The 26201-nt window shown below is 41.1% G+C and carries 22 protein-coding genes and 1 pseudogene; 22 read left to right on the forward strand and 1 reads right to left on the reverse strand.

Annotated features, from left to right (window positions below):
• Positions 1–391: 391 nt before the first annotated feature.
• The 20 genes from rpmH (at position 392) to BN1875_RS09655 (ending at position 22639) form a co-directional block, all read left to right on the forward strand.
• The gene (gene rpmH / locus BN1875_RS09555; protein ID WP_006703104.1) at positions 392–526 is read left to right on the forward strand and encodes a 50S ribosomal protein L34; all 135 of its coding nucleotides are present in this window, start codon (positions 392–394) and stop codon (positions 524–526) included.
• 119 nt (positions 527–645) lie between these two features.
• Positions 646–990: a ribonuclease P protein component gene (rnpA, locus tag BN1875_RS09560; RefSeq protein ID WP_048604624.1), complete on the forward strand. Its 345-nt coding sequence runs from the start codon at positions 646–648 to the stop codon at positions 988–990.
• A gap of 23 nt (positions 991–1013) precedes the next feature.
• Positions 1014–1832, forward strand: a complete 819-nt coding sequence (locus BN1875_RS09565) for a YidC/Oxa1 family membrane protein insertase (protein ID WP_048604625.1) — start codon at positions 1014–1016, stop codon at positions 1830–1832.
• Between the two features lie 17 nt (positions 1833–1849).
• Positions 1850–2584, forward strand: a complete 735-nt coding sequence (gene jag, locus BN1875_RS09570; RefSeq protein ID WP_048604626.1) for an RNA-binding cell elongation regulator Jag/EloR — start codon at positions 1850–1852, stop codon at positions 2582–2584.
• Between the two features lie 446 nt (positions 2585–3030).
• A complete protein-coding gene (locus BN1875_RS09575; RefSeq protein ID WP_048604627.1) occupies positions 3031–3483 on the forward strand; it encodes a MarR family winged helix-turn-helix transcriptional regulator in 453 nt (150 codons plus the stop codon).
• Positions 3484–5889 carry an ABC transporter ATP-binding protein gene (locus BN1875_RS09580; protein WP_048604628.1) on the forward strand — a complete coding sequence of 802 codons (2406 nt, stop codon included), beginning with the start codon at positions 3484–3486 and terminating at the stop codon, positions 5887–5889. It begins immediately after the preceding gene.
• A gap of 15 nt (positions 5890–5904) precedes the next feature.
• Positions 5905–7758: an ABC transporter ATP-binding protein gene (locus BN1875_RS09585; protein ID WP_048604629.1), complete on the forward strand. Its 1854-nt coding sequence runs from the start codon at positions 5905–5907 to the stop codon at positions 7756–7758.
• Positions 7759–8282: 524 nt separating this feature from the next.
• On the forward strand, positions 8283–9539 hold the full coding sequence (gene tyrS / locus BN1875_RS09590) for a tyrosine--tRNA ligase (protein WP_048604630.1): 1257 nt from the start codon (positions 8283–8285) through the stop codon (positions 9537–9539).
• Between the two features lie 290 nt (positions 9540–9829).
• Complete coding sequence (tdc, locus tag BN1875_RS09595; protein ID WP_048604631.1) at positions 9830–11698, forward strand: tyrosine decarboxylase; 1869 nt, start codon at positions 9830–9832, stop codon at positions 11696–11698.
• Between the two features lie 69 nt (positions 11699–11767).
• Complete coding sequence (gene tyrP / locus BN1875_RS09600) at positions 11768–13210, forward strand: tyrosine-tyramine antiporter (protein WP_048604632.1); 1443 nt, start codon at positions 11768–11770, stop codon at positions 13208–13210.
• A 72-nt stretch (positions 13211–13282) separates the two neighbouring features.
• On the forward strand, positions 13283–14665 hold the full coding sequence (gene nhaC, locus BN1875_RS09605) for a Na+/H+ antiporter NhaC (RefSeq protein ID WP_048604633.1): 1383 nt from the start codon (positions 13283–13285) through the stop codon (positions 14663–14665).
• Positions 14666–14938: 273 nt separating this feature from the next.
• Positions 14939–16336, forward strand: a complete 1398-nt coding sequence (mnmE, locus tag BN1875_RS09610) for a tRNA uridine-5-carboxymethylaminomethyl(34) synthesis GTPase MnmE (protein WP_048604634.1) — start codon at positions 14939–14941, stop codon at positions 16334–16336.
• 50 nt (positions 16337–16386) lie between these two features.
• A complete protein-coding gene (mnmG, locus tag BN1875_RS09615; protein ID WP_048604635.1) occupies positions 16387–18288 on the forward strand; it encodes a tRNA uridine-5-carboxymethylaminomethyl(34) synthesis enzyme MnmG in 1902 nt (633 codons plus the stop codon).
• Positions 18289–18493: 205 nt separating this feature from the next.
• Entirely contained in the window at positions 18494–18874 is a 381-nt protein-coding gene (locus BN1875_RS13335; RefSeq protein ID WP_053082156.1) for a hypothetical protein, read from the forward strand.
• Positions 18875–19378: 504 nt separating this feature from the next.
• Positions 19379–19588: a DUF3955 domain-containing protein gene (locus BN1875_RS09630; protein WP_048604637.1), complete on the forward strand. Its 210-nt coding sequence runs from the start codon at positions 19379–19381 to the stop codon at positions 19586–19588.
• A gap of 132 nt (positions 19589–19720) precedes the next feature.
• Positions 19721–19990, forward strand: coding sequence for a hypothetical protein (locus BN1875_RS09635; RefSeq protein ID WP_048604638.1), 270 nt, complete (start codon positions 19721–19723; stop codon positions 19988–19990).
• 192 nt (positions 19991–20182) lie between these two features.
• Positions 20183–20635: a MarR family winged helix-turn-helix transcriptional regulator gene (locus BN1875_RS09640; RefSeq protein ID WP_048604639.1), complete on the forward strand. Its 453-nt coding sequence runs from the start codon at positions 20183–20185 to the stop codon at positions 20633–20635.
• A gap of 14 nt (positions 20636–20649) precedes the next feature.
• Complete coding sequence (locus BN1875_RS09645; RefSeq protein WP_048604640.1) at positions 20650–21180, forward strand: GNAT family N-acetyltransferase; 531 nt, start codon at positions 20650–20652, stop codon at positions 21178–21180.
• Positions 21177–21887 carry a B3/B4 domain-containing protein gene (locus BN1875_RS09650; protein ID WP_048604641.1) on the forward strand — a complete coding sequence of 237 codons (711 nt, stop codon included), beginning with the start codon at positions 21177–21179 and terminating at the stop codon, positions 21885–21887. The genes BN1875_RS09645 and BN1875_RS09650 overlap by 4 nt, the downstream gene beginning before the upstream one ends.
• Before the next feature lie 194 nt (positions 21888–22081).
• Positions 22082–22639, forward strand: coding sequence for a GNAT family N-acetyltransferase (locus BN1875_RS09655; protein ID WP_048604642.1), 558 nt, complete (start codon positions 22082–22084; stop codon positions 22637–22639).
• A gap of 135 nt (positions 22640–22774) precedes the next feature.
• Here the strand turns inward: BN1875_RS09655 and BN1875_RS09660 are convergent, their stop codons facing one another.
• Entirely contained in the window at positions 22775–23389 is a 615-nt protein-coding gene (locus tag BN1875_RS09660) for a hypothetical protein (RefSeq protein ID WP_147570594.1), read from the reverse strand.
• Between the two features lie 243 nt (positions 23390–23632).
• Here BN1875_RS09660 and BN1875_RS09665 point away from each other — a divergent pair.
• A pseudogene (locus BN1875_RS09665) lies at positions 23633–24013 on the forward strand (HIT family protein).
• Between the two features lie 164 nt (positions 24014–24177).
• Positions 24178–26070: a heavy metal translocating P-type ATPase gene (locus BN1875_RS09670; RefSeq protein ID WP_048604645.1), complete on the forward strand. Its 1893-nt coding sequence runs from the start codon at positions 24178–24180 to the stop codon at positions 26068–26070.
• Positions 26071–26201 lie beyond the last annotated feature (131 nt).

The following is a 26201-nucleotide window of genomic DNA, read 5'->3' on the forward strand; positions in this document are numbered from 1 at the left end:
TTATCCACGGAAGGCAATAAAGTTATCCACACAAAAAAAGTTTTTGGGGATTCTTTGCTATTGTCCAAAAGTAATCCACAAGCGAATGTGAATTATAAAGCCCGATATTAGGCGTTTTCTAGCAAGTTGTCCACAGTGTAATAAAAAAATGTTGAAAACTTATTTAGGGCTGTGTAATTGTTGAAAACTTCCGGAAAAATCCTGAAAAGCTGTTGACATCTTTGAAAGGCATCCACAAATTTTCCCAAGCTGGCAGTAAAAATGTGGATAATTTCTTTGGTTGTCCGACGGAAGAATTCACGTTTTCTTATTGACAAAATAGATAAGTTCTCGTTATACTATCAAAGTATGTCTAGTATCTAGATAGATCATCTTGATGGAGGTGGAAGTAATGAAAAGAACTTACCAACCAAATAAACGTAAACGTCAAAAAGTTCATGGATTCCGAAAACGTATGAGTACTAAAAACGGTCGTCGTGTTTTAGCAAGCCGTCGTCGTAAAGGAAGAAAAGTTCTTGCAGCGTAAACCACTGAAACCACAGTGGTTTTTTTTATGCCCTTTTTTCCTTTAAAAGGATGAAGTAAGCGGCGCAGATATGGTATTATTGTTGAGTGGGTAAATGAGAGAGAAATGAAGGAAGCGAAATGAGAAAGTCCTATCGAGTAAAAAAGGAAAGTGATTTTCAAACAGTTTTTCAAAACGGCGCATCTTTTGCCAATCGCAAGTTTGTGGTCTATCGCTTGGATAAGCCTGAACAAGCGCATTTTCGCGTGGGGCTTTCGGTAGGAAAAAAAATCGGCAATGCCGTGACACGAAATGCCGTGAAACGAAAAATTCGCGCTTGCCTGTATGACATGCGGGAAAAAATAGTGCCTGAGATTGATTTCATCGTCATTGCTCGACCAGCGATCAGCGAGCTGGATAGCAAGGAAGTCTATACAAATCTGGAACATGTCTTGAAACTCGCAAAAATTTTAAAAACTAAATAAAGAAGTAAAGGGGAATTTGTTTCGTGAAGAGAAAACAGCTTATCTTATTAGCAAGTCTGCTAGGACTGGTTCTTTTCCTATCCGCCTGCGGAACGGGAAATGTCAGTGCAGAAAGTACGGGAGTTTGGGATCGCTACATTGTTTATACTTTTGCCCAAGCGATTAAAGGCTTATCTTTTGGGAATGCCGGAATCGGGATCATCTTATTCACCTTGATCATCCGAATCATTTTATTACCATTGATGCATTTTCAAACGAAGAGCATGCGCAAGACGCAAGAATTGCAACCCAAATTAAAAGCGCTGCAAAAACAATATGCGTCAAAAGATGTTGAGACTCAAAATAAGTTAAAGGAAGAAACACAACGGCTGTATGCGGAAAACAATGTTAATCCTTATGCCGGGTGTCTGCCATTGCTGGTTCAAATGCCAATCTTGATGGCGTTGTGGCAATCGATTCAACGGGTACCGGAATTGCGTCAAGGCCATTTCTTATGGTTGAACCTTGGGGAATCTGATCCAACGTTTATCTTGCCGATTCTGGCAGCGATCTTTACCTTTGCAAGTACTTACTTGTCCAGCATGAGCCAAATCGATGCGAACCCAAGCATGAAAATCATGAACTTTGTGATGCCGGTCATGATCTTGGTAATGGGTGTCAATTTAGCCAGCGGGTTGTCCTTGTACTGGGTAGTGTCCAACGCCTTCCAAGTCGTTCAAACACTTTTGATTAACAACCCATTCAAGATCCGCAAAGAACGGGAAGAAGAAGCTCGTAAAATTCGTGAACGGGAACGGGCGTTGCAAAAAGCGATGACACCGAAGAAAAAACGTAAAAAATAGTAAGGGAGGTCAAACAGATGCCGATCTATGAAGGGACAACTGTGGAAGAAGCAATCCAAAAAGGGTTAGCCGCATTAGGACTTACGCAAGAAGAAGCATCCATCGAGGTTTTAGAAGAAGGAAAAAAAGGATTTTTGGGAATGGGCAAAAAAGATGCCCGTGTTTCCCTCGAACCAACCGTCAGTGAAGAAATCAGCGAGGCTGTTGTGGATACCGTGACAGCCGTTGCAAGAGAAGAAGCACCGATTGCTCCAGCTCCTGTCTCTGAAGCCGAGGTAAGTGAACTTGGCGATGAAGCTGCTTTGACAGAATTGGCGCTTTATCTGACCAATATCACCAAAGAACTGCAAGCACCGGCGTTAGTCAAAATGGAGCGAGCAGACGGATTGATCATTTTCCATCTAGAAACGCAAAAACAAGGGATTCTGATTGGAAAACATGGCAAGATGCTAAATGCTTTACAATATTTGGCACAGGTTTTCATCCATCGTATTGCTGAAAATAAACTTTCAGTAGTAGTCAATGTAGGGGATTACCGTCAAAAGCGGCAAGCAATTTTGCAACGGTTGGCTGAACGGACAGCAGACAAGGTCAAACGAACCGGACGTCCTGTTTTCCTCGAACCGATGCCGGCTTTTGAACGCAAGCAAATCCATTCTGTTTTGAGTCATGACGATCAAGTCAAGACCCATTCAGAAGGGGATGAACCTTACCGGTACCTCGTTGTCGAGCCCGTAAAAAAACATTACTAAAAAGGACGTATCCCTTTTTAAAAAGCGATTGACAACGTTTACGAAACCAAGTATATTTTACTAGAAATCATTCTTATCAAAGTGAAAGACGTTGCGTTTGTCATTTTGATCAAAAACAAGCCGAGTTTCTCCTGTTTGATGGAGGAACCCGGCTTGTTTTGATTTTGAGGTAAAAGAAACAATTTCTTTGTAAACGGTTCTTTTTTTGTCAGTATAGCATCGAAATCTGCAAAAGGAAAAAGGTATCTTTATCACACGCTAAGGGAATTTTTTCATCCATAGAAGGGTGGAATAAAAAAAGTAAAACTGTAAGCGAAATCACGGTTTTAATCGGTTGACATCAGAAAAAAATAGGCTTATTATAGCAAAGCGAAATTCACTAATAGTGTTAGTGATTAATAGTGTTAGTGATTAATAGTGTTAATTAATCGTGAAGGAGGAAAATCATGTCCTACGCTGAGGAAGCGCAACGAAAATTAGAGCAGTTGATGGTGCGAAACCGTCATGGTGCATTCAGTGAGATGGAAAAAAGCAATCGTGGTGAAACGGTTGTGATCAAGTATCTTGGTCATGAAAATCGGGCCGTCAGTCCTAAACATTTGGCTGGTGCGTTAAATGTTTCTAGCGCAAGAATCGCCGCTTTATTGGGAAGCCTTGAGAAAAAAGGGAAGATCCAGCGCACAATGGACCCGGATGATCGTCGCCGAATCCAAGTGACGCTAACCAAATCAGGCGAGGAAGCCGCTGAAGCTGAAAAGAAAAAAATGCAAGAAAAAATCGTTTGTGTCTTTCAAAAAATGGGAAAAGACGATACCGAGAAATTTCTCGAATTGATCGTGAAATTTATGAAATACTCCCACGAAATGCACAATGAAACAGAAAGAGGAAGTGACACCTAAATGAAGATCTTTAAACATCTTGGCAAATACTGGTATGCCATTCTCGCCGTGCTTGTCCTGTTAATCGTGCAGGCAAACAGTGATTTGAATTTACCAAATCTAACCTCTGATATCGTTGATGTCGGTATTCAACAAGGAGGGATCGAAACAGCGACACCGAAAAAAATCCGCAAAGAATCCCTTCAAGCAGTCGAAATGTTTATGACTGCTGCGGAAAAGAAAACAATTGAAGAAAACTACAAACTTTCAAAAGACGGAAAAATTTATACCTTGGATCTTCAAGACGGGGTAACGAAAGAAAAACTTTCTAAAATTTTTGAACTGCCGATGATGATGTTGGCTGCTTCCCAAACAAAAGGGGAAGAAAGTACAGAAGCAAAGGCAATCATTGAGGCGTATACCAAACTCAGTGAACAAGGAACAGAAGCAGAAAAATTAGGAGAAGAAGCAAAAACTCTCGGTGAACAAGCGAAAACTGCCGGAGAAGAAGCTCAAAAACTTGGAACCGAGGCTGCCAGCGCAACCGACCCGCAAGTGGCCGCACAAACTGCTGCTGAGGCACAGGCAAAAAGTCAAGAAGCACAAGATTTAGCCGCGCAAGCCCAAGAAAAAGGTACACAGGCACAAGAAGTCGCAGAAGAAGCGAAAACAGCTGCTGATGCAATGCCGGACAAAGTCATTGCTGCTCGAAAAGCAACACAAAAAGCCATGGGGGATCTTGGAGAAGATTCCATGAAAACCGTTGGGATCCAATTCGTTCTGGCAGAATACAAAGCCTTGAAGATGGACACCCAACAAATCCAAACCAATTACATGATCAAAACCGGTGGTAAAATGGTCGGTTTGACTTTCTTATCTGCGGCAGCCGCAGTAATTGTTGGATGGATTGCTTCTATGGTAGCCGCATCTGTCGGTAGAAATTTACGGGTCGCACAATACGAACGGACGTTGCAATTTTCCAATAATGAAATGGAAAAATTCTCGCCTGCTTCCTTGATTACCCGAAACACCAATGATATCCAACAAATCCAGATGGGGATTGTGATGATTATCCGGATGGTTTTATATGCACCAATCTTAGGAATCGGCGGTGTGTATCAAGTAGCCAAAACGGGAACCGGCATGGGCTGGATCGTTGGCGTTGCAGTGGGGGCAGTTTTATTTTTAGTCGTGACTTTGTTAGCCTTCACCATGCCGAAATTCAAAGCCCTGCAAAATTTAGTGGACCGAGTGAACTTGGTTTCACGGGAAATTTTGACCGGACTTTCTGTTATCCGCGCCTTTTCACGGGAAAAATTTGAAGAAAAACGGTTTGACAATGCCAATACAGATTTGATGAAGACCCAATTGTTTGTCAACCGGGCAATGTCAATCATGATGCCAGTCATGATGTTATTGATGAATGGTATCTCTGTATTGATCGTTTGGGTCGGTGGTCACAACATGAACGATGGTCAACTGCAAGTCGGTGATATGATGGCCTTCATTACCTATACAATGTTAATTGTCATGGCCTTTATGATGCTTTCAATGGTCTCAATCATTTTGCCTCGTGCCAATGTTGCTGCTGGACGGGTGGATGAAGTATTGAAAACTGAACCTAGCATTACAGACAAACCAACTGTGAAAGACAATGACGTTGAGTTTAAGGGAGAAGTGAAATTTGAAGGCGTTGAATTCCGTTATAGCGATGCGGACGAAGATGTGCTTCATCATATCAATTTCACCGCTAAACCGGGAGAAACTACCGCAATCATCGGATCTACTGGTTCAGGAAAATCAACAGTCATCAACTTGATTCCTCGTTTATTCGATGTGACAGGTGGACGAATCACCATCGATGGAATCGACATTCGCGACTTATCCTTGCATAAATTGCATGAACTGATTGGGTTTGTCCCACAAAAAGGAATCTTATTTTCTGGGGATATCGAATCCAATATCAAATTTGGTGATGCAGAAATCTCTGATGAACAAATGAAAAAAGCGGCGGAAATTGCCCAAGCAACAGAGTTTATCAATGGCAACGAAACCGGCTATGAACGTGCTATTTCACAAGGTGGTTCAAATGTTTCCGGTGGACAGAAACAACGGCTTTCCATTGCACGGGCATTAGCGAAGAATCCAAAAATCTTGATTTTTGATGATTCCTTCTCTGCTTTGGATAATAAAACCGACGTGGCACTGCGAAAAGCTTTGTCTGAAAATATTCACGGAGCAACACAAATCATTGTTGCACAAAAGATTTCAACGATTCTTCATGCTGACAATATTATCGTGTTGGAAGAAGGACGTGCAGTCGCACAAGGAACCCACGAAGAACTGATCAAAACATCCCATGTCTATCAAGAAATCGCTCAATCACAATTGAGCAATTCAGAATTAGGCATAGAAGAAGCTGAATAGGGAGGAGCGAAAACAATGAGTGAAAAAACAAACAATCGCCCTCGCGGCGGCGGTTTCGGCGGTCCTGGCGGTCATATGGGCGGCGGGCAAAAAGCCAAAGACTTCAAAGGAACATTGAAAAAATTAGTGTCGTATATCGGCGCTTATAAAATCGCGGTCTTTTTCGTTATCGTCTTTGCGATCGCGTCAACGATCTTCAATATTTGGGGACCGAAAATTTTATCCCGGGCAATTACTGAATTGTTCAACGGATTGCTTGAAAAATATCAAGGAACCGGCGGCATTGATTTTGAAAAAATCGGTGGCATTCTGTTATTTATGCTAGGTTTGTATCTTGTTGCATCACTTTTTGGGATTATTCAAGGATGGATTATGTCCACCGTTTCCCAAAAAATTACGTACCGGATGCGGAAAGAAATTTCAGAAAAAATCAATCGGATGCCAATGAATTATTTCGAAAGCCGGACGGTGGGAGATGTCCTGTCACGGATCACCAATGACGTAGATACACTGGGACAAAGCTTGAATCAATCCATCACCCAACTGATTACTTCTGTCTTTACTGTGATTGGAGTTATCGTAATGATGTTGTCGATCTCAGTACCGATGACAGGGATTGCTGTATTGATTGTACCTCTTTCGATTCTGTTAATTGCGTTTGTTGTCAAGAGATCACAAAAGCATTTCCAAACCCAACAAGAATACTTAGGTGTTATTAATGGGCAGGTGGAAGAAACAATCGGCGGACACAATATCGTCCGTTTATTCAATGATGAAGAAAATGCGCTGCAAGATTTTAAAGCGCAAAATGATGTTTTGTTCAAATCGGCATGGAAATCCCAATTTCTGTCTGGTTTGATGCAGCCAATCATGAACTTTGTCGGTAATTTAGGTTACGTGGCAGTAGCGATTATCGGTGGAGTCTTGGCTTACAATGGCACGATCACAGTCGGAGATATCCAAGCCTTTATCCAATATGTGCGGAATTTGACACAACCAATCGCACAATTGGCACAAGTTTCTAATATGCTGCAATCCATGGCAGCAGCAGCAGAACGGGTCTTTGAATTCTTGGAAGAAGAGGAAGAAGATCAAACGGTTGAAAACCCAGTGAAGATCGGGAAAGCCAAAGGAATGGTAGATTTCGATCACGTTCATTTCGGCTATACACCGGATAAAATCATCATCAATGACTTTACTTCCCATGTGGACCCAGGACAAACCGTTGCAATCGTTGGTCCGACAGGTGCCGGAAAAACAACGATGGTGAAACTGTTGATGCGTTTTTATGACGTGAATTCTGGTGCAATCGAAATTGATGGTCATGATATCCGCAAATTTAACCGTGCTGACTTACGGGAAAATATCGGAATGGTCTTGCAGGACACTTGGTTGTTCAAAGGAACAATCATGGATAATCTGCGGTATGGTCGTTTGGATGCGACGGATGAAGAAGTTTACGCGGCGGCAAAAGCAGCCCATGTGGATCACTTTATCAAGACGTTACCTGGTGGCTATAACATGGTGTTGAACGAAGAATCCTCCAACATCTCTCAAGGACAAAAACAATTGCTGACCATCGCCCGGGCGATTTTGGCAGACAAACCCATTTTGATTTTGGATGAAGCAACATCTTCTGTTGATACCCGTACGGAAGAATTGATCCAAGCGGCAATGAACAACCTGATGCAAGGAAGAACCTCCTTTGTCATCGCTCACCGGTTGTCCACCATCAAAGATGCCGATAAGATTCTCTACATGCAAGACGGAGATATCAAAGAACAAGGAACCCACGAAGAATTGCTCGAAAAAGGCGGCTACTATGCTTCCCTTTACAATTCACAATTTGAAACTGTAGCAGCAGTCTGATAAAAAGGACATTGAGTTTTCTCAATGTCCTTTTTATGCCCTCAGCTATTTGGTAATTTGTTATTTTAATAAAATCATAACAAACGAAAAAATTTTTTTAACGGCTTTTCTCCTTGTTAGAGTAGTATTTTTATTCAAAAAATCCCAAGGAGAAATGAAAATTTAAAAAATTTACGGTTGACAAAGAAAAAGTTGGGTCCTATGATACTGGTATAGTAATTATTGAAAACGACAATGACCAAAACGAAGTAGGGATAAAGCCAATGTTTCAGAGAACTAGTGGGGCTGCGAACTAGCACATGCTTTAAAACGAAGTACATTTTGCGAGTCTATGGCAAAAATGCCACGCGACAGCGTTATATGTTTGAGGTATGCATGTGCATACGAATTTGGGTGGTACCACGTAGAATCGTCCCTTAGCTGAAAACAGCTAAGGGATTTTTTTTATTTTCCGGTAATCACCACAATCACTACTTGTCAGTTAGCAGGTTTCTGCTTTCAAAAAAAAGATGGAGGTCAATAAAATGAATATTATTGATGAATTAACATGGCGTGATGCCATCAATCAACAAACCAATGAAGAAGGTCTTCGCAAGCTCGTTAACGAAAAGAGCATTTCACTTTATTGTGGTGTTGATCCAACAGGCGATTCCATGCATATCGGGCATTTGATCCCGTTCATGATGATGAAAAGATTTCAATTGGCGGGCCACCATCCGTATATTTTGATTGGTGGAGGAACCGGAACGATTGGCGATCCCAGCGGACGAAAGACCGAACGGGTGTTGCAAACCATGGAACAAGTCCAACACAATGTTGATGCACTGACTGCTCAAATGCGCAAATTATTTGGGAAAGATGCGACAATCAGCTTCGTTAACAATTACGATTGGTTGTCAAAAATCTCCTTGTTGGAATTTTTACGAGATTACGGAAAAAGCTTCAACGTCAATACGATGTTGGCAAAAGATATCGTTGCCAGCCGGTTAGAAGTCGGTATTTCCTTTACAGAATTTACTTACCAAATCCTGCAATCCATCGACTTTTTACATTTGCATAAGACCTTTGACGTCCAACTGCAAATCGGTGGCGCAGATCAATGGGGGAATATTACCGCCGGCTTGGACTTGATTCGAAAAATCGAAGGCCCAGAAGCAGAAGCTTTTGGATTGACGATTCCATTAATGTTAAAAGCAGACGGCACAAAATTCGGCAAAACTGCCGGCGGTGCGGTTTGGCTGGATGCCAACAAGACATCACCTTTTGAATTTTACCAATTCTGGTTGAACCAAGATGACCGGGATGTTGTGAAATACTTGAAATTCTTTACCTTCCTGTCTCAAGAAGAAATCAATGAGTTAGCGAAAAAAGTCGAAACTGCCCCTGAAAAACGGGAAGCACAACGACGTTTGGCAGAAGAAGTCACTCGTTTTGTCCATAGTGAAGAAGACTTGCAAGAAGCTCAAAAAATCACGAAAGCTTTGTTCTCAGGGGATATCAAAGAGTTGAATGCGCAAGAAATCGCGCAAGGTTTTGGCAAAATGCCAAAAGTTGACATCTCCAGCACACCAGAAAACATCGTGGAGCTTTTAGTCGCTACGAAGATCGAACCATCGAAACGTCAAGCACGAGAAGATGTTTCAAACGGAGCTATTAGTATTAACGGCGATCGTATTGCCGATTTAGATTTTGTCATCGATCCATCAGAACACTTTGATGGAAAGTTTGTGGTCATCCGTAAAGGAAAGAAAAACTACTTTTTGGCCGAAGTAGTGGATTAGAATTTAGTAATTTTTTCCCATGAGAAACTGGGAGAGAATGAAAGAATTCCCATATAGGAACCCATCCTAAAAAAAGAGCGGCGATCGTCGTTAATACAAACTTGGGAGGAAATTTGCATCTGCAAATTTCCTCCCTTTTTAATTTTTCATAATTGTAGGTACAATTGAGAAAATAGCTTAAAATTAAAATATAATGAGATTAATGTTCGGATTTTGGTTTACAGTCCTCCATAACAGGTGTAATCTAGGCAACGACAAAATTTAAAATATTTTTTTAGGAGGGGTTCATTATGACTGATAAGTCAAATGATCTAAACTTGCACGCACTATTCATTGGTGACAAAGCTGAGAACGGCCAACTCTATAAAGCTTTGTTGAATGAATTGGTGGATGAGCATCTCGGATGGCGTCAAAATTACATGCCACAAGATATGCCCATCATCACACCAGAGGAAAAAAGTTCAAAGAGTTACGAAAACACTGTGAACCAAATGAAAGACGTTCTATCCGAAATTTCCATGCGGATGCGGACGCACTCAGTTCCATGGCATAATGCAGGGCGTTACTGGGGACACATGAATTCAGAAACCTTGATGCCATCGTTACTAGCATACAACTTCGCGATGCTATGGAACGGGAACAACGTCGCTTACGAATCTTCTCCTGCAACGAGTCAAATGGAAGAAGAAGTCGGCCATGAATTTGCTCATTTGATGAGCTACAAAAATGGTTGGGGACACATCGTTGCCGATGGTTCATTAGCCAATTTAGAAGGCTTATGGTACGCCCGCAATATCAAATCCTTACCGCTTGCGATGAAAGAAGTCGCACCAGAACTTGTTTCTGGCAAAAGCGATTGGGAATTGCTGAATATGCCTACCAGAAAAATCATGGATTTATTGGATTCTGTTCCAGAAAAAATCGATGAGATCAAAGCTCATTCTGCCCGCAGCGGCAAACATTTAGAAAAATTAGGAAAATGGCTGGTTCCACAAACCAAGCACTATTCTTGGTTGAAGGCCGCCGATATTATCGGTGTTGGATTAGATCAAGTCATTCCGGTTCCTGTGGATCACAATTACCGGATGGATATCCATGAGCTGGAACGAATCATCCGTCAACTGACCGCAGAAAAAACACCGATTTTAGGTGTGGTTGGTGTGGTTGGTTCTACCGAAGAAGGGGCCATTGACGGCATCGACAAAATTGTTGCTTTGCGCCATGCTCTTGAAAAAGAAGGACTTTACTTCTATTTGCATGTTGATGCAGCATACGGCGGCTATGGTCGGGCAATTTTCTTGGATGAAAACAATGACTTTATCCCATTTGAAGAATTAAAAGATGTTCATTATCAAAATGGCGTCTTCACTGAAAATAAAAATTATATCTTGAAAGAAGTATATGAAGCCTACAAAGCCATTGAAGAAGCAGAATCTGTAACAATCGATCCCCATAAAATGGGGTACGTTCCTTATTCAGCCGGTGGTATCGTGATTCAAGATATCCGGATGCGGGATGTTATTTCGTATTTTGCAACCTATGTCTTTGAAAAAGGCGCAGACATTCCTGCTCTTTTAGGTGCCTATATTTTGGAAGGATCAAAAGCCGGTGCAACGGCTGCCAGCGTTTGGGCGGCGCATCATGTATTGCCATTGAACATTCATGGGTATGGCAAACTGATGGGAGCTTCCATCGAAGGCGCACATCGTTTCTTCAATTTCTTGAATAACCTGTCCTTTACAGTTGGGGATAAAGAAATCGAAGTTCATCCGTTGACGTATCCTGATTTCAACATGGTGGATTATGTCTTTAAAGAAAAAGGCGTGGACGATTTAGAAGCGATGAACAAACTAAATCATGATATCTATGATTATTCTTCCTACGTCAAAGGAAGTATTTATGGCAATGAATTTTTGACTTCACATACTGATTTTGCGATTCCTGATTATGGCGATAGCCCATTGAAATTTGTGAATCAGCTTGGTTTTTCAGATGCAGAATGGAAGCGCGCCGGCAAAGTAACGGTTTTACGGGCCAGCGTGATGACACCTTACATGAACCAAGCCGAAAATTTTGAGGAATACGCCGGCAAAATCAAAGCGGCTCTTCAAGAAAAACTGGAAAAAATTTACGCAGACGAATTATTAGCTGTAAAATAACTAATTCGAGGCTGCAACCAGTTTTTCTTCACTGGCTGCAGCCTCCTATTTTCTAGGAGGATGTCAACAGTGAGTCAATCATCTATCAATAAAATCGGTCTAGGTACCTTTATCGGGTTAACGATGGCCTTATGTGCAACAGTCCGCAGTATACCGACTCTCGCAGCAGTCGGGTGGACATTGATTTTCTACTCTATTTTTGCTGTGTTATTTTTTGCTGGTCCTATCTCCATGATTTCCGGCGAACTTTCTACAATGCTGCCACAAGAAGGCGGTCCACAATTGTGGGTGAAAACAGCATTAGGCAGCAAATGGGGATTTGTTGTTGCATGGTTGCTTTGGGTGCAAATGTTCCCCGGAATGGTCATGGTCGCTTCAACATTAGGCCCTTTGCTGGGCAATACAATCGGCAACCAAGAACTTGGAAACAATCATTGGTTTGTTTTAGCAAGTATTCTAGTTATTTATTGGATTATTACAGTACTGAATTTAAAATTTGATATGGCAAAAGTCGGCGGGAATATTGGTGTTTGGCTGGGGGTTTATATTCCAGTTGCAGTAATGTTTATTCTCGGTCTGTTCTCTGCATTTAAAGTAGGTCTGGTTTCTAACGGTTATCTTGGTGCATTTTCTTGGTCGAAGGTTCTTCCAGATTTGCAACATATGGATTCATTGAAATATTTAGCCGGTATCACCTTTATTTTTGTCGGAATCGAAATGAGCTCGGTCTATATGCCAAGATTAAAAGATTCCACGAAAAACTACACGAAGGGCGTTTTTGCCGCTTTAATCGGTTTGGTATTGTTGAATGTAATCAATGCTTTGCTAGTAGCAAATGTCGTACCAAATGGCAAAATGGAACTAGCAAATATTACGCAACCCATCTTGATTTATTGTAAAATTTTAGGTTTGCCAACGATTATCGGCAATATTTTTAGTTTCATGGTCTTTCTTGGTGTTTTGCTACAACTCTCTGCATGGGTCACAGGTCCATCAAAAACCATCATCCAAGTGGCACGAGAAGGCTTTTTACCACCTAAATTCGGCTTTCATAAAGAAAACAAATATGGCGTATCAAAAAATGTCGTATTGACGCAATCTGTTGTAATTTCGTTGTTTGCACTGCTTTATGGAGTAATGGATGATGTCAGCGAAGTTTTTCTGACATTGACCAATGCCACCACCATCATTTATTGTATCGTGTATGTTTTGATTGCCATTTCATTACTGGAAATGCGCCGTCAACAACCAGATTTGGCTCGTCCTTATCGTATCGGTAAAACCGGCAATACGATGGCGTGGATCGTCAGCTGTATGCTGCTCTTTTCAATCGTGGTAGTCGCTTTTGCAACGTTAGGCACAGCGACACTACAAAATGCTTTACTGGTTGCGATCATTGCCATCGTGATGTTCGTTATTCCATTGATAATCAATGGCTTCAAGAAACAGTCTTGGCAATCCGATGTAGAAAAATCGACAGAGGATTACTCAAAGGTTTCTCATAGTCACTAAAAAAATACGACAAGGTCCTGCTTGAAAAAAGTTCAGCGACCTTGTCGTTTTCAATGGAAGGAGGACATCAAATTGAAAAAGAATCATACCATCAAAGAGAGCGTTATTTTGCTTTTCTTAATGCTGGCTATACTAGGTATTTCTATTATCGGCTTTCATCTGACTCCCCATATCCCGATTTTGGTCGTTTTCATGTTGTTGTTATTTTACGGACGGTTTCGCGGATATAGTTGGGATGAGATTCATGGGGGAATTACGAAAGGAATCACGCCGGGAATCATTCCCATCATTATCTTTATGTTAATCGGTGTGTTAGTAGCTTCTTGGATTTTAGCTGGAACGATCCCAACGATTATGGTCTACGGTTTTCAATTGATCTCTGTGCGTTTCTTTATCCCAACAGTCTTTGTTGTTTGCGGAATTGTGGGCGTCACTGTCGGCAGCTCCTTTACAACGATTTCTACCATCGGCATTGCTTTTTTGGGGATTGGACACATTCTGGGGTTCAATGATGCGCTGACAGCAGGAGCGATTGTTTCCGGTGCTTTTTTAGGAAATAATGTTTCTCCATTGTCAGATACCACCAACTTGGCTGCCGGAATCGGTCACGTCAATTTATTTGAACATATCGCAAATATGCGGTTTACTGATTTGCCAGCGTTTCTTTTGAGTGTGGTCCTTTATATAGTCTTAGGACATACTAGCCATACAGCCAATTTGGCAAGTGTAGATCAGATGATCCACACGATTCAGACTAATTTCTGGATTTCACCATGGACGATGATTCCACTGTTGATTTTATTTTTTGGAGCAATCAAAAAAATTCCCGCAATTCCTACATTGTTGTTGGGATCGACTTCAGCGGTGGTATTATCTTTTATTCACAATCCGCAACTCACGGTTACTAAAACAGCCAATATTTTGATGAATGGATTTATCGCCCATACGTCAGATGCCAAGCTGGATGCGTTGTTTTCCCGTGGTGGTATCGTCAGCATGCTCAGTTCCGTCAGTTTGATTCTTTTGGCGCTGGCTTTAGGTGGTTTGTTGTTGGAATATCAAATCGTGGCGACACTTATTGATAAATTAAAAAAAGCGATGGATCGTCCTTCTCGTTTGATTGGGTTTACTGCCATCAGCAGTATCGGTATCAATGTGATCGTCGGTGAACAATATTTGTCGATTATTTTGCCGGGAGAAACGTTCAAGCATTCTTTTGAAGAAACCGGTCTGGAGGGGAAATATCTGTCCCGAACCATCGCGGATGCGGGAGCGACAGTTAACGCCCTGATTCCGTGGGGAGTCAGTGGAACCTTTATTATGGGCACGTTGAAAGTTGGTGCGGTTCAGTACCTGCCTTTTGCATTTTTCCCATTACTGGCACCAATTTTGACTATTTTTACTGGATTTTTGTTAAATCAACGGCGAACCAATCCTCATATGGTGGGGAAATAGGAAGCCAATAAAGTAAAGAAACAATCAGCTTTTGTTTCCGTCAGTTTGACTGCAAAAGCTGATTGTTGTACATAAGGATACAGAAAGCTTCTATAATAAAGGAATAAACTAAGAAATAAAGAATGATGCAATTTTTTTCGACAAACTTGCATAACCCTTGAAATTATGCTAATCTATGACCAGAATTTAATCAGACAAGCAGTCAAAGTGCAGAGTCTACCCTGTTTTCTCAAAGGGTGGAGTAGGCACTTTTTTTGTGCGAAGGAGAAGAAAATGGCTGAAATTACGAAAGAATTTGATACGATCGCCGCAATTTCGACACCGCCGGGAGAAGGTGCTATCAGCATCGTACGTTTAAGCGGAGAGGATGCCATCAAGATTGCCGGTGAGGTCTATCGTTCTGGCAGCAAACACCTGCAAGACGTGGCAACGCATACGATTCATTATGGACATATCGTTGATCCGCAAAATGACCAGCTTTTAGATGAAGTGATGGTTTCCGTGATGCGGGCACCCAAAACCTTTACGCGAGAAGATGTGGTTGAGATTAATTGTCACGGCGGAATCGTTGTGGTGAATCAAATGTTGCAGCTCTTATTGCGGCAGGGTGCTCGGTTAGCCGAACCGGGAGAATTTACCAAGCGGGCCTTTTTAAATGGTCGTGTCGACCTGTCACAGGCAGAAGCGGTGATGGATCTGATTCGAGCAAAGACCGATAAAGCAATGAATTTGGCGTTGAATCAATTGGATGGCAATCTTTCTCATTTGATTCGAGCTTTGCGGCAGGAAATTCTGGAAACTTTGGCACAAGTTGAAGTAAATATCGACTATCCCGAATATGATGATGTGGAGGAACTGACCACTAAACTATTACAGGAAAAAGCAACTCAAGTTCAAGGACAAATTCAGGAATTATTAGTGACCGCTCAACAAGGAAAAATTTTGCGGGAGGGACTCAGCACAGCTATTATTGGTCGACCGAACGTCGGAAAATCAAGTTTATTGAATTTACTTTTAAAGGAAGAAAAGGCAATCGTCACGGATATTGAAGGAACGACCCGTGATGTCATCGAAGAATACGTTAATGTTCGCGGTGTGCCATTGAAACTGGTGGATACGGCAGGCATTCGTGAGACACAAGATCAAGTGGAAAAAATCGGAGTGGAACGCAGCAAAAAAGCCTTGAAGGAGGCAGATCTGGTTTTATTGGTCTTGAATCAAAGCGAGGCACTGACCAAAGAAGATCGAGAATTACTGACACTGACGCAAGCAAGCAAACGCATTATTTTGCTGAATAAAACCGATTTGCCAAGTCAGCTAGATGCTGCGGAATTGGCTAAATATACAGAATCAGATACGATCTTGACCATTTCCGTTATTGAAAATACTGGCTTAGATCAATTAGAGCAAGCCATCGCTTCGTTATTTTTTGCCGGACAGACCGGGGATAAGGATGCTTCTTATGTTTCCAACACACGTCATATCGCATTGCTGGAAAAAGCCAGTCAAGCTCTTGGTGAAGTCAGCAGCGGAATTGCTCTGGGAATGCCGGTGGACTTGGTGCAGATCGACATGACCCGTTGTTGGGATTATTTGGGAGAAATCGTCGGGGATAGTGTACAAGACGAGTTGATTACCCAATTATTCAGTCAATTTTGTTTAGGAAAATAGTCGCAAAAAACGATAAAACAGTTCACCCAAAAAAGGAGCAAAAGAAATTTATGGAATATCAAGCAGAAACCTATGATGTCATCGTTGTCGGTGCTGGACATGCCGGTTCAGAAGCAGCACTGGCAAATGCGCGCATGGGCAACAAGACCTTGCTGTTAACGATCAATTTGGATATGGTGGCGTTCATGCCCTGCAATCCGTCAGTCGGTGGTCCAGCCAAAGGAGTCGTCGTACGGGAAATCGATGCCCTTGGCGGCGAAATGGGTAAAAATATCGACAAGACCTATATCCAAATGCGGATGCTGAATACCGGAAAAGGTCCAGCGGTTCGCGCATTGCGGGCACAAGCGGACAAGCATGCCTACGCAACAGAAATGAAACATACGATTGAAAAAGAAGAAAATTTGACGCTACGTCAAGGAATGGCAGAAAAGCTAATCGTAGAAGAAGGTGTCTGTAAAGGGGTCATCACCAATACCGGTGCTCGTTATGGAGCAAAAGCGGTGGTAATCACTGCAGGAACCGCTTTGCGGGGAGAAATCATTATCGGAGAATTGAAATATTCTTCCGGTCCCAATAATTCACAACCATCTGTTGGTTTAGCCAATAGTTTGAAGGAATTGGGCTTTGAGATTGCCCGTTTCAAAACGGGTACGCCACCACGGGTAAAATCCAGCTCGATCGATTACAGCGTGACCGAGATTCAGCCAGGTGACAAAGAACCTAATCATTTTAGTTACAGCACTCCAGACAGTGCCTACAAAACCGATCAAGAGCCTTGCTGGTTGACTTATACCGGGCAAAAAACCCATGAAATCATCCAAGCCAATTTGCATCGGGCACCAATGTTTACCGGTATCGTTGAAGGAGTAGGCGCTAGATACTGCCCTTCCATCGAAGACAAGATCGTCCGTTTTGCAGATAAACCCCGCCATCAGTTATTTTTAGAACCAGAAGGCTTGAATACGGAAGAAGTATATGTGCAAGGACTTTCTACCTCGATGCCGGAGGATGTTCAAGTGGAAATGTTGCGGTCAATCGCCGGATTGGAAAAAGTAGAAATGATGCGAACCGGTTATGCCATCGAATATGATGTCGTGGTTCCTCATCAATTACGCCCAACATTAGAAACCAAATTGATTGAAAATCTTTATACTGCTGGACAAACCAATGGTACCAGCGGCTATGAAGAAGCGGCTGGACAAGGTCTGATTGCCGGAATCAACGCCGGTTTGAAGGTACAAGGCAAAGACCCAATGATTTTAAAGCGCAGCGATGGCTACATCGGTGTGATGATTGATGACTTGGTGACGAAAGGAACCAATGAACCGTATCGTTTATTGACTTCCCGTGCAGAATATCGCTTGATTTTGCGCCATGACAATGCTGATTTACGTCTAACAGAAATGGGGCATCGAATCGGGTTAGTCAGAGAACCGCAATATCAAACGTATTTGAAGAAAAAAGCCGCTGTGGAAGCAGAAATTGCTCGTCTAGCAACCATTCGAATCAAACCAACGCCGGAGGTTCAAGCTTTTCTTGAAGCCAAAGGATCTGCCCCGCTGAAAGACGGTGTGTTGGCTAATGAATTTTTGCGCCGACCAGAAATCAGCTACCAAGAATTGATACAATTTGTTCCTGAAAACGATGAATTGACCCACAAAGAAGTCGAACAAGTCGAAATTCAAATCAAATATGAAGGCTACATTAAAAAAGCCATGGAAAAAGTTGAAAAGTTGAAACGAATGGAAGCCAAAAAAATTCCTGAAAACATCGACTACGCTGCCATCAACGGCTTAGCGACAGAAGCCAAACAAAAACTACAAAAGATCCAACCCGAAACCATCGCTCAAGCTAGCCGAATCAGCGGCGTAAACCCCGCTGATCTAAGTATTTTGATGGTGTATATCGAACAAGGGAAGATAGCGAAGGTATCGAAGGAAACGGCTTGAGGGTAAGAAATGTCGATGTTTCATGTGAAACATTTAAAAGTGACTACCAATCCTATTTTATATAAGATAAACAAACTCATCTTTAAAAGTTCGCAGGTAACTGTTGTGTCCTTTTAAAGATGAGTTTTTTGTTTTCAAGAAAATTGAACTATCGAAAATATGAAAATCTATAGTAGAATAACATTAACAAAGAGAAGGAGCTACTATGGAAAAAATTTGGCTAAAGAAAGTAGGCACTGAGGATTTAAAACCGCTATGGGAAGTCAGTTATGGACCAAAGGCGGATTTGAAATGGATGGAATTTGATGGTCCTTATTTTGAAGATCCTGTGTTAACTTGGGAAGAATTTGCTACTGGTTGGGGAAAGAACGCAGTTAACAATCCACACAGAAATCTGATGTTGGTCGGCAACAAAATAGTCGGAAAAAAATTCAAGCAGGGCAAGTGGTTGCGGTTGATGGCGGGCAATATCTTTAGTCCACCAGGAGAAGAAGCAAAGGAAACGGGCAAAACTGTCGGGAGTATTCTCTATTTTTCTGCTTTGATATTACTGATTTTATCTCTTTTTTCGGTAGGAAAACTTTAATTTTATTAAGTGCTTTCATTTGCGTAATAACAATGATTTAGCTATTATTTAGACAACTAATAATTGTTCGATAATGGAGGGTTTTTATGTTAGGTAATTATGATAAACTACCCAAGAATCTGCAAAAAATTTATGTAATCACAATTATCATTGCAATTGTTCTAATAGCAGCTATTTTTTTCATTTTTAACTTTTCGCAACTCATTGCATTTTCTATAGTTATCTTGATATTATCTGCGATTGACTTGTACTTCGTTCCCAAAGCAACCCGTGGGAAAAAATCATGGATAATCAGTGACCTTTGTTATTTTATGCTATACGGACTTTTTCTCTTCTGGTTATCATGAGCAATAATTTTAGATTGGAAATCAGGATGAATGGATTCTAATCTTTTTTAGCAGAAACGCCTCACTTTTAATACCTGCACAATCGCCAACGAACATTTTTGTCATCTCAACTTTTTCTTAATTCTTTTCTGGTACTTTTGTTACAGGAGGGATTGGTATGAAAAAGTATACGTTGACGAAAACATTTACTGTACTTGGCTTCATTTTCTTTTTGGTTGCGGCGGTAGTAGGCTCACGGGTAGATGCACAGGGGTATCTGATCGAACCCGCATTTTTCTGTATTCCATTGGGGTATTTTTCCTTGATTGTGGCGGGTATCTCTGCGATTATCACCTATCAAAAAAATCGATGGGCGCGATTTCACTAAGCCTTTTAATAGTAAGTGGTTTTGAAAAGGCTGTCATTTGTGGGAATTTGTTGTATAATGCAAAAAAATAACTTATAAAGAATGCGTGGAGCTTTTGAAAAAAATTCAACTAAAATTAGGGAGGTCATCAAAATGTTGGAGGAAATGAAAAAGCAGTTGGCTGAACAAAAACGTGAGAAGGCTGAAGAATTGCGGATAAAAAATGCAAAGTTGCGGGCAGAAGGCAAAGATCCTCTCAAAGGTTGGAATAGGATGGTGGATACGGGTCTTGGAGGTTTGAATAAAGGCGGGATGGCGGCAAATGGGGTCATTGATATGACGGGTGAAAATCTTGGCACAACGAATTTCTTTAGCGAAGAACAAAAAGAACTGGCGAAAGAATTAGAAAAAAAACGACACTAAAAATTCTTAAGCCTCAGTTAAGCCACCGGCGTTATATTCTATTCAACCCCAATAACCAAAACTTTTTCATTTTCATTTCTTCCCTTTAGAAACCAGTCGGTCTAACCAGCCGACTGGTTTTTTTGTATATATTTTTGTTGCAAATGCAATAAAAAGGTTGTATATTATTTCTACAAGGAAGAGGGGATCTGAATGACGGAAGTTTTGAGAGATATCGGTGTAATTGCCCGTGCTTTGGATTCAATCGCCAATATCGAATTCAAAGAATTTGATTTGACAAGAGGACAGTATTTATATTTGGTGCGAATTTTTGAAGATCCGGGAATCATTCAAGATAAATTGGCGGAACGGATCAAAGTAGACCGGACCACCACTGCCCGAGCGATTCAAAAATTGGAGAAAAATGGCTTTATCGAAAAGCGGGAAGACGAAAAAAACCGTAAAATCAAACGACTTTTTCCCACCGCTAAAGGCAAAGCGACTGCTCCGCTGATTCTTAAAGAAAACGCCTATTCCAATCAACGGGCTTTGTCTGGGCTGACTCCTGAAGAGGTGGCAAATTTTGCCGCAACTTTGGAAAAGGTCAGAAAAAATATTGATACCGATTGGAACGAGGTAAAAAAAGGGTATAAACGAGTGTATTGAAAAGAGGCAAAAGAATGACGACACAACTAAAAAAATGTACATTAGAGGATTTAGCGACTCTGCAACAACTTAGTATCGAAACTTTCACAGATACGTTTGGCGCATATAATACTGCCAAAGATCTACAAGATTATCTAGAGCAAGCCTACGATTCGGCAAAACTCACAGAAGAATTGCAACAGATGGATTCAGAATTTTATTTTCTTTTTTTTGAGGAACAGTTGGCGGGGTATTTAAAAATAAACACAGGAACAGCGCAAACAGAATCGATTGCCGCGAATGCTTTGGAAGTAGAACGGATTTATATTCGCACGTCTTTTAAAAGGCAGGGATTAGGACGTTATTTGCTGAAACAGGCGATTCAGTTGGCAAAGAGCAAAGGCAATCAGACAGTTTGGCTTGGGGTGTGGGAGCACAATGAAGCAGCAAAGGCTTTTTATCAGGTAATGGGCTTTGCCAAAGTTGGTGCTCATTCCTTTTATATGGGTGATGACAAACAGACAGATTGGATTATGACAAAAAATATCGAGGAGGAATCCCTATGAAAGTTAGTGTAGAACCAGAATTTTGGACACTTTTTCCCGATGCGCAAGTCAACGTCCTGCATCTTAAAGGAGTAAAAAATCAGCCAGAAAATCACGCATATTTTGAAGAACTATTGAAAAACGGTGCCAAAGAAGCGCAACATTTTTTGACAGAAGAAACCTTCAGCCAAAATCCTGTTGTTGCACAATGGCGGCAAGCATTCAGTCAATTTAAAACAAAAAAAGGTGCCCGTTCCTCCATCGAAGCTCTCTTGAAGCGGGTCAACCAAGGACATGAATTTTCACCAATCAATCCGCTGGTGGATATTTACAACAGTATTTCTTTGAAATATGCCGTACCTTGTGGCGGGGAAGATCTGAAAAAAATCGCCGGTGACCTGCATTTAGGCAAAGCCATCGGTGGGGAAACTTTTTTGCCTTTAGGAGCAGAAGTGGATGCGCCGGCGTTGCCAGAAGAAATTATTTATTATGATGAAAAAGGCGCGGTGTGCCGCTGTTTGAATTGGCGGGAAGCCCAACGAACCATGTTGACGGACGACACGACTGAAGCATTGTTGGTCATTGAAGCCATCAACGAAGAACAAGCACAGCGGGCAAATCAAGCAATGGATGAAATGCAGCGGTTGATGGAAAACTATTTCAGTATTTCCGGGAGTTCACAAAAACTGACTGCTGATGCACCGGTTTTTACGATTGAAGAAAAATAAAATCGGTTAAGCTTGTTTTAAGTTGCTCCGGTTATAGTCTATTCAACCCAATAATCCAAACTTTTTTCATTTCTTCCCTTTAGAGCAGTCGGTCTAACCAGCCGGCTGTTTTTGTGTGGGCTTTTTTAAAAATGGTGTAGAAAAAAGAAATTATGCTACAATAAGTTCAATAGTATTAGAAAAGAGGAAGAAAAATGGCGTTACAAACTAAGCGAATGATTTTACGACCATGGACGACTGCGGATGGAGAAAAATTATTTGAACTAGCATCAGATAATCGTGTGGGTCCGATGGCAGGCTGGCCGCCTCATATAAGCGTGGAAAATAGTCGAGAGATTATTGAAACAGTGTTATCTGATCCGCTGACCTTTGCTCTTGCCTTGAGGGAAGCACCGGAAGAAGTAATCGGAAGTATTGGTATTATGACAAATGAGGAACAAGCACGGCAGCCTTTTATGGCTTCTTCAGATGCAGAAATTGGTTACTGGCTGGGGGTTCCCTTTTGGGGGAAGGGGCTGATGCCGGAAGCAATGACAGAAATTCTACGCTATGGCTTTGAAGAATTGGCAATTCCTGTGATGTGGTGCGGCTATTATGAAGGCAATGAAAAATCAAAACGAGTACAGGAAAAGGCTGGTTTTACATACGCCCACACGGTTTCTGATATTCCGGTGCCATTGTTGGCGACCACCCGTACAGAACATTTTACACGTTTGACTCGGGAAGATTGGAAAAAAGACCGACAAAAATAAAAATTATGCTCATAGCATTAAGTTTGTTTTAAGCTGCACCGGTTATAGTCTATTCAACCCAATAACCCAAACTTTTTTTCATTTCTTCCCTTTAGAGCAGTCGGTCTAACCAGCCGGCTGTTTTTGTGTGGAAAATTATTCTTTGGTATTTTTATTGAATTGTTTTTTTACAGCTAAAAAGGTTCTAGCAAAAATATAAAGCAGACTTGTAAAAACTAAAAGAAAATAGCTATACCAAGAAGGAGAGAAAGTAGGGATAATATTCGCGAAAAGTCCCGACTTTTCAGCATCCATCAAGAAACGATGAAACAAAAAATTTGCACAACCTATGCCGATACTAAAGAAAAATACTGTGGCATAAACAGCCTGCAATCCGAATTCAATACCGATTCTGGGAATGCTTTGACCAAGAAGATACATCGTAAAAAATTCTTCCTTTTCCATGATTGCTAATTGTAGAAAGGTTCGTCGCAAATAACCTACAGTCGCAAACAATAAAGCTGCAGCGAGTATAAACGCCATTCCTTTAAAAATAGTGGATGCCAACAAGGGTGCTGTTTGGGCGAAGCCTATTTCTGATTGTAAATCTGTTACCATCACCCCATGCCAATGGTTTAGAAACAAACTGGCGTTAACAGCAAGAAAGGAAAAAAAAGTTAATAAAGTTGTTAGTATTCCAATACTGACTATCCCTTTTGTTCGTAAAAGACTTTTTGCAGCTTGACCGAACAAATAACATACACTAAGCAAGAAATCACCCGTCTCCCAACTTTTATTAAAAAATCGTGCATTCGTTCTAATCTGATTTATCTGTGATAGATTAATTACTTGAAGTATAGCATGGGAAGAAGACCTAGAAAATAGGAAATAAACGGATTGTAATCGTTTTTTAGGGTGGTATGATTATTTTATCAGATAAAAAATTAGTAGAGTAAATGGGAAAACTTACTGAAAATTTTAATTATGAATGGGTGAGATAAAGTGTGAGATTGTATTTTTTGTACCGCAATAATTTCGGTAATTTTAGAGAATGAAACTTGTATTGTGTTTTATGATAAGAAGCCTGTTTCTTTAGGGCATCTATTAATCATCCCTAAAGTGCATAGGATAAATTTTTTTCAACTGTCTCCACAAGAGCGAAAAAATATGAGCGAATTGTTGTTAGAAGCAAAAAAAGTGTTAGATTTCCAATATTCTCCACAAGGATATAATATTGGATTGAATTGTGGAGGAGTCGCTGGACAGACGATTTTTCATTGTCACCTGATTCCTAGATAGAAGGATGATACAGAGAATCCTGCTGGTGGGGTACGAGGTGTCATTCCAGAGAAAATGAATTATCACAGATTAGATTTTCGAAGAAACAATAATTGATTCACAACCCTCTTTGGAGAAATTAAGTTACTTTCCGTTTATCACTCTCGCTTTTTGCGGGAGTTTTTTTGTGCAAATTTTTTGAAAACTTGACAGCCATCAATTTCTTTCTGCTTATTTGGACGTACACTAGGTACATCAAATGAGTGATGGAGGAGTAAAAAATGAAATTTCAAAAATGGATTCAAGACCACAGTAACCATATTACATGGATTACCGCTGCGTTGATTGTCGTAGGTTTTGTTGGAAAATTTGCCGGGGTGATGCTACTGTATAAACTTGCATTGGCATTGGCATCAATTATCGCTGTCATCCCAATTGCAATTCACGCCTTTCAAGCATTGAAGGCAAAAGTTATCAGTATTGAACTGTTGGTAACCATCGCGGTAGTCGGGGCGTTTATTATCGGAGAATACAATGAATCAGCCATCGTTACTTTCTTATTCTTGTTCGGGAATTTCTTGGAACAAAAAACTTTGTCAAAAACCCGTGAATCAATCAAATCGTTGACTGAAATGGCACCAACGACTGCTTTGATTGTGCAAGCGGATGGTACGACAGAAGAAGTTGAGATCGATGATGTAGAAGAAGGAGACATCGTTCTGGTCAAGACCGGCGGTGCGATTCCTGTTGATGGGGTCGTTGTTGAAGGAAAAGGGTACGCGGATGAAGCGGCTGTAACCGGTGAATCAAAAGAAGTGACGAAACAATTATCTGATGAAGTTTTTTCAGGAACTATTTTAAGTGACGGCTTTTTGAAAATCAAAGCCACTAAAGTTGGGGACGATACTACTTTTGCAAAAATCATCGAATTGGTAGAAGATGCCCAAGATACAAAATCTCATGCAGAAAAATTTATTGATCGTTTTTCACAATTTTACACGCCTGCAGTCCTACTGATTGCTTTAGCTGTCTTTCTTTTCACCCGTGATTTTAAATTAGCCATCACAGTCTTAGTATTAGGCTGCCCAGGTGCATTGGTTATCGGCGCACCAGTCTCCAACGTTGCCGGGATCGGTAATGGCGCAAAACGCGGTATTTTGGTCAAGGGTGGGGAAGCCATGGATACTTTCTCAAAAATCGATACGTTTGTCTTTGATAAAACAGGAACATTGACAAAAGGAACGACTTCCGTTTCGGCAATCAAAAGCTATGGCTCAGAGGAACAAAAATTTATTGGCTTAACTGCCAAAATTGAAACTCTTTCGGATCATCCTTTAGGTCGGGCCATCATGAGCTACGCCGACGACAAGAAAATTGCGTATCATGACTTGTCGATCAGCGACAACCAAACCATTAAAGGACAAGGGATCACCGCAAAAATCGACGGTCATACCGTTTGTGCCGGAAATGCTAAATTAATGGAAACCCACCATGTCTCATTGACCAGCCAACAACAAAAAGATTTGGTTGCTTTGCAACAAACCGGCAGCTCAATCGTAATCGTAGCCATCGACAGCAAGATTCAATTGATTATCGGTATCTCCGATATCGTTCGTCCGGAAGTTGCGGAAGAATTAGCCAACCTTAAAGCCGCTGGTGCCAAACATTTGGTTATGCTGACGGGTGACAATCAAGTTACCGCCGAATATGTCGCAAATAAATTAGGTATTGATGAAGTTCATGCTGAATTACTGCCAGATCAAAAGGTTGGATTCGTTAAACAATTCCAAAAAGAAGGTCGTCGGGTTGCTTTTGTCGGTGACGGTATCAATGATTCGCCTTCATTGGCAACTGCCGATATCGGAATTGCTATGGGCAGCGGAACTGATGTTGCTATTGAAACCTCCGATGTTGTCTTGATGCAATCAAGTTTTTCCGCATTGGTTCATGCCTACAAATTATCGAAGAAAACCGTATTGAACACACGGGAAAATGTGATCATTGCTATCAGCGTAGTTGCCTTCTTACTGATTGGACTAATGGCTGGCTTCATCTATATGGCAAGCGGAATGTTTGTCCACGAAGCAAGTATTTTAGTGGTTATCTTCAATGCTATGCGATTGATCAACTACAACAAAAAAGCCGTCCCACAATTAGTGGAAAAGACAGCGTAGAATTGGGTTAATAGGAAAGGAAAGATGGATGCAAAATTTTGCATCCATCTTTCCTTTTTTATGTTTCATGTGAAACATTTTGAGGAAACCCTCCTTCTTGCGTGAAATTTCACATAGCGGGTGTTTTTTCT

The organism is Enterococcus massiliensis, assembly GCF_001050095.1.
GTDB classification, from domain to species: Bacteria; Bacillota; Bacilli; order Lactobacillales; family Enterococcaceae; genus Enterococcus_C; species Enterococcus_C songbeiensis.

What these genes read in the sequence shown, in the direction of transcription:
- BN1875_RS09645 (WP_048604640.1), top strand. Translation starts at nt 20,650, where the DNA reads ATGACGACACAACTAAAAAAATGTACATTAGAGGATTTAGCGACTCTG.
- BN1875_RS09650 (WP_048604641.1), top strand. Translation starts at nt 21,177, where the DNA reads ATGAAAGTTAGTGTAGAACCAGAATTTTGGACACTTTTTCCCGATGCG.
- BN1875_RS09575 (WP_048604627.1), top strand. Translation starts at nt 3,031, where the DNA reads ATGTCCTACGCTGAGGAAGCGCAACGAAAATTAGAGCAGTTGATGGTG.
- BN1875_RS13335 (WP_053082156.1), top strand. Translation starts at nt 18,494, where the DNA reads ATGGAAAAAATTTGGCTAAAGAAAGTAGGCACTGAGGATTTAAAACCG.
- jag (WP_048604626.1), top strand. Translation starts at nt 1,850, where the DNA reads ATGCCGATCTATGAAGGGACAACTGTGGAAGAAGCAATCCAAAAAGGG.
- mnmG (WP_048604635.1), top strand. Translation starts at nt 16,387, where the DNA reads ATGGAATATCAAGCAGAAACCTATGATGTCATCGTTGTCGGTGCTGGA.
- BN1875_RS09655 (WP_048604642.1), top strand. Translation starts at nt 22,082, where the DNA reads ATGGCGTTACAAACTAAGCGAATGATTTTACGACCATGGACGACTGCG.
- tdc (WP_048604631.1), top strand. Translation starts at nt 9,830, where the DNA reads ATGACTGATAAGTCAAATGATCTAAACTTGCACGCACTATTCATTGGT.
- mnmE (WP_048604634.1), top strand. Translation starts at nt 14,939, where the DNA reads ATGGCTGAAATTACGAAAGAATTTGATACGATCGCCGCAATTTCGACA.
- BN1875_RS09630 (WP_048604637.1), top strand. Translation starts at nt 19,379, where the DNA reads ATGAAAAAGTATACGTTGACGAAAACATTTACTGTACTTGGCTTCATT.
- rnpA (WP_048604624.1), top strand. Translation starts at nt 646, where the DNA reads ATGAGAAAGTCCTATCGAGTAAAAAAGGAAAGTGATTTTCAAACAGTT.
- BN1875_RS09580 (WP_048604628.1), top strand. Translation starts at nt 3,484, where the DNA reads ATGAAGATCTTTAAACATCTTGGCAAATACTGGTATGCCATTCTCGCC.
- BN1875_RS09670 (WP_048604645.1), top strand. Translation starts at nt 24,178, where the DNA reads ATGAAATTTCAAAAATGGATTCAAGACCACAGTAACCATATTACATGG.
- tyrS (WP_048604630.1), top strand. Translation starts at nt 8,283, where the DNA reads ATGAATATTATTGATGAATTAACATGGCGTGATGCCATCAATCAACAA.
- rpmH (WP_006703104.1), top strand. Translation starts at nt 392, where the DNA reads ATGAAAAGAACTTACCAACCAAATAAACGTAAACGTCAAAAAGTTCAT.
- BN1875_RS09585 (WP_048604629.1), top strand. Translation starts at nt 5,905, where the DNA reads ATGAGTGAAAAAACAAACAATCGCCCTCGCGGCGGCGGTTTCGGCGGT.
- BN1875_RS09640 (WP_048604639.1), top strand. Translation starts at nt 20,183, where the DNA reads ATGACGGAAGTTTTGAGAGATATCGGTGTAATTGCCCGTGCTTTGGAT.
- BN1875_RS09635 (WP_048604638.1), top strand. Translation starts at nt 19,721, where the DNA reads ATGTTGGAGGAAATGAAAAAGCAGTTGGCTGAACAAAAACGTGAGAAG.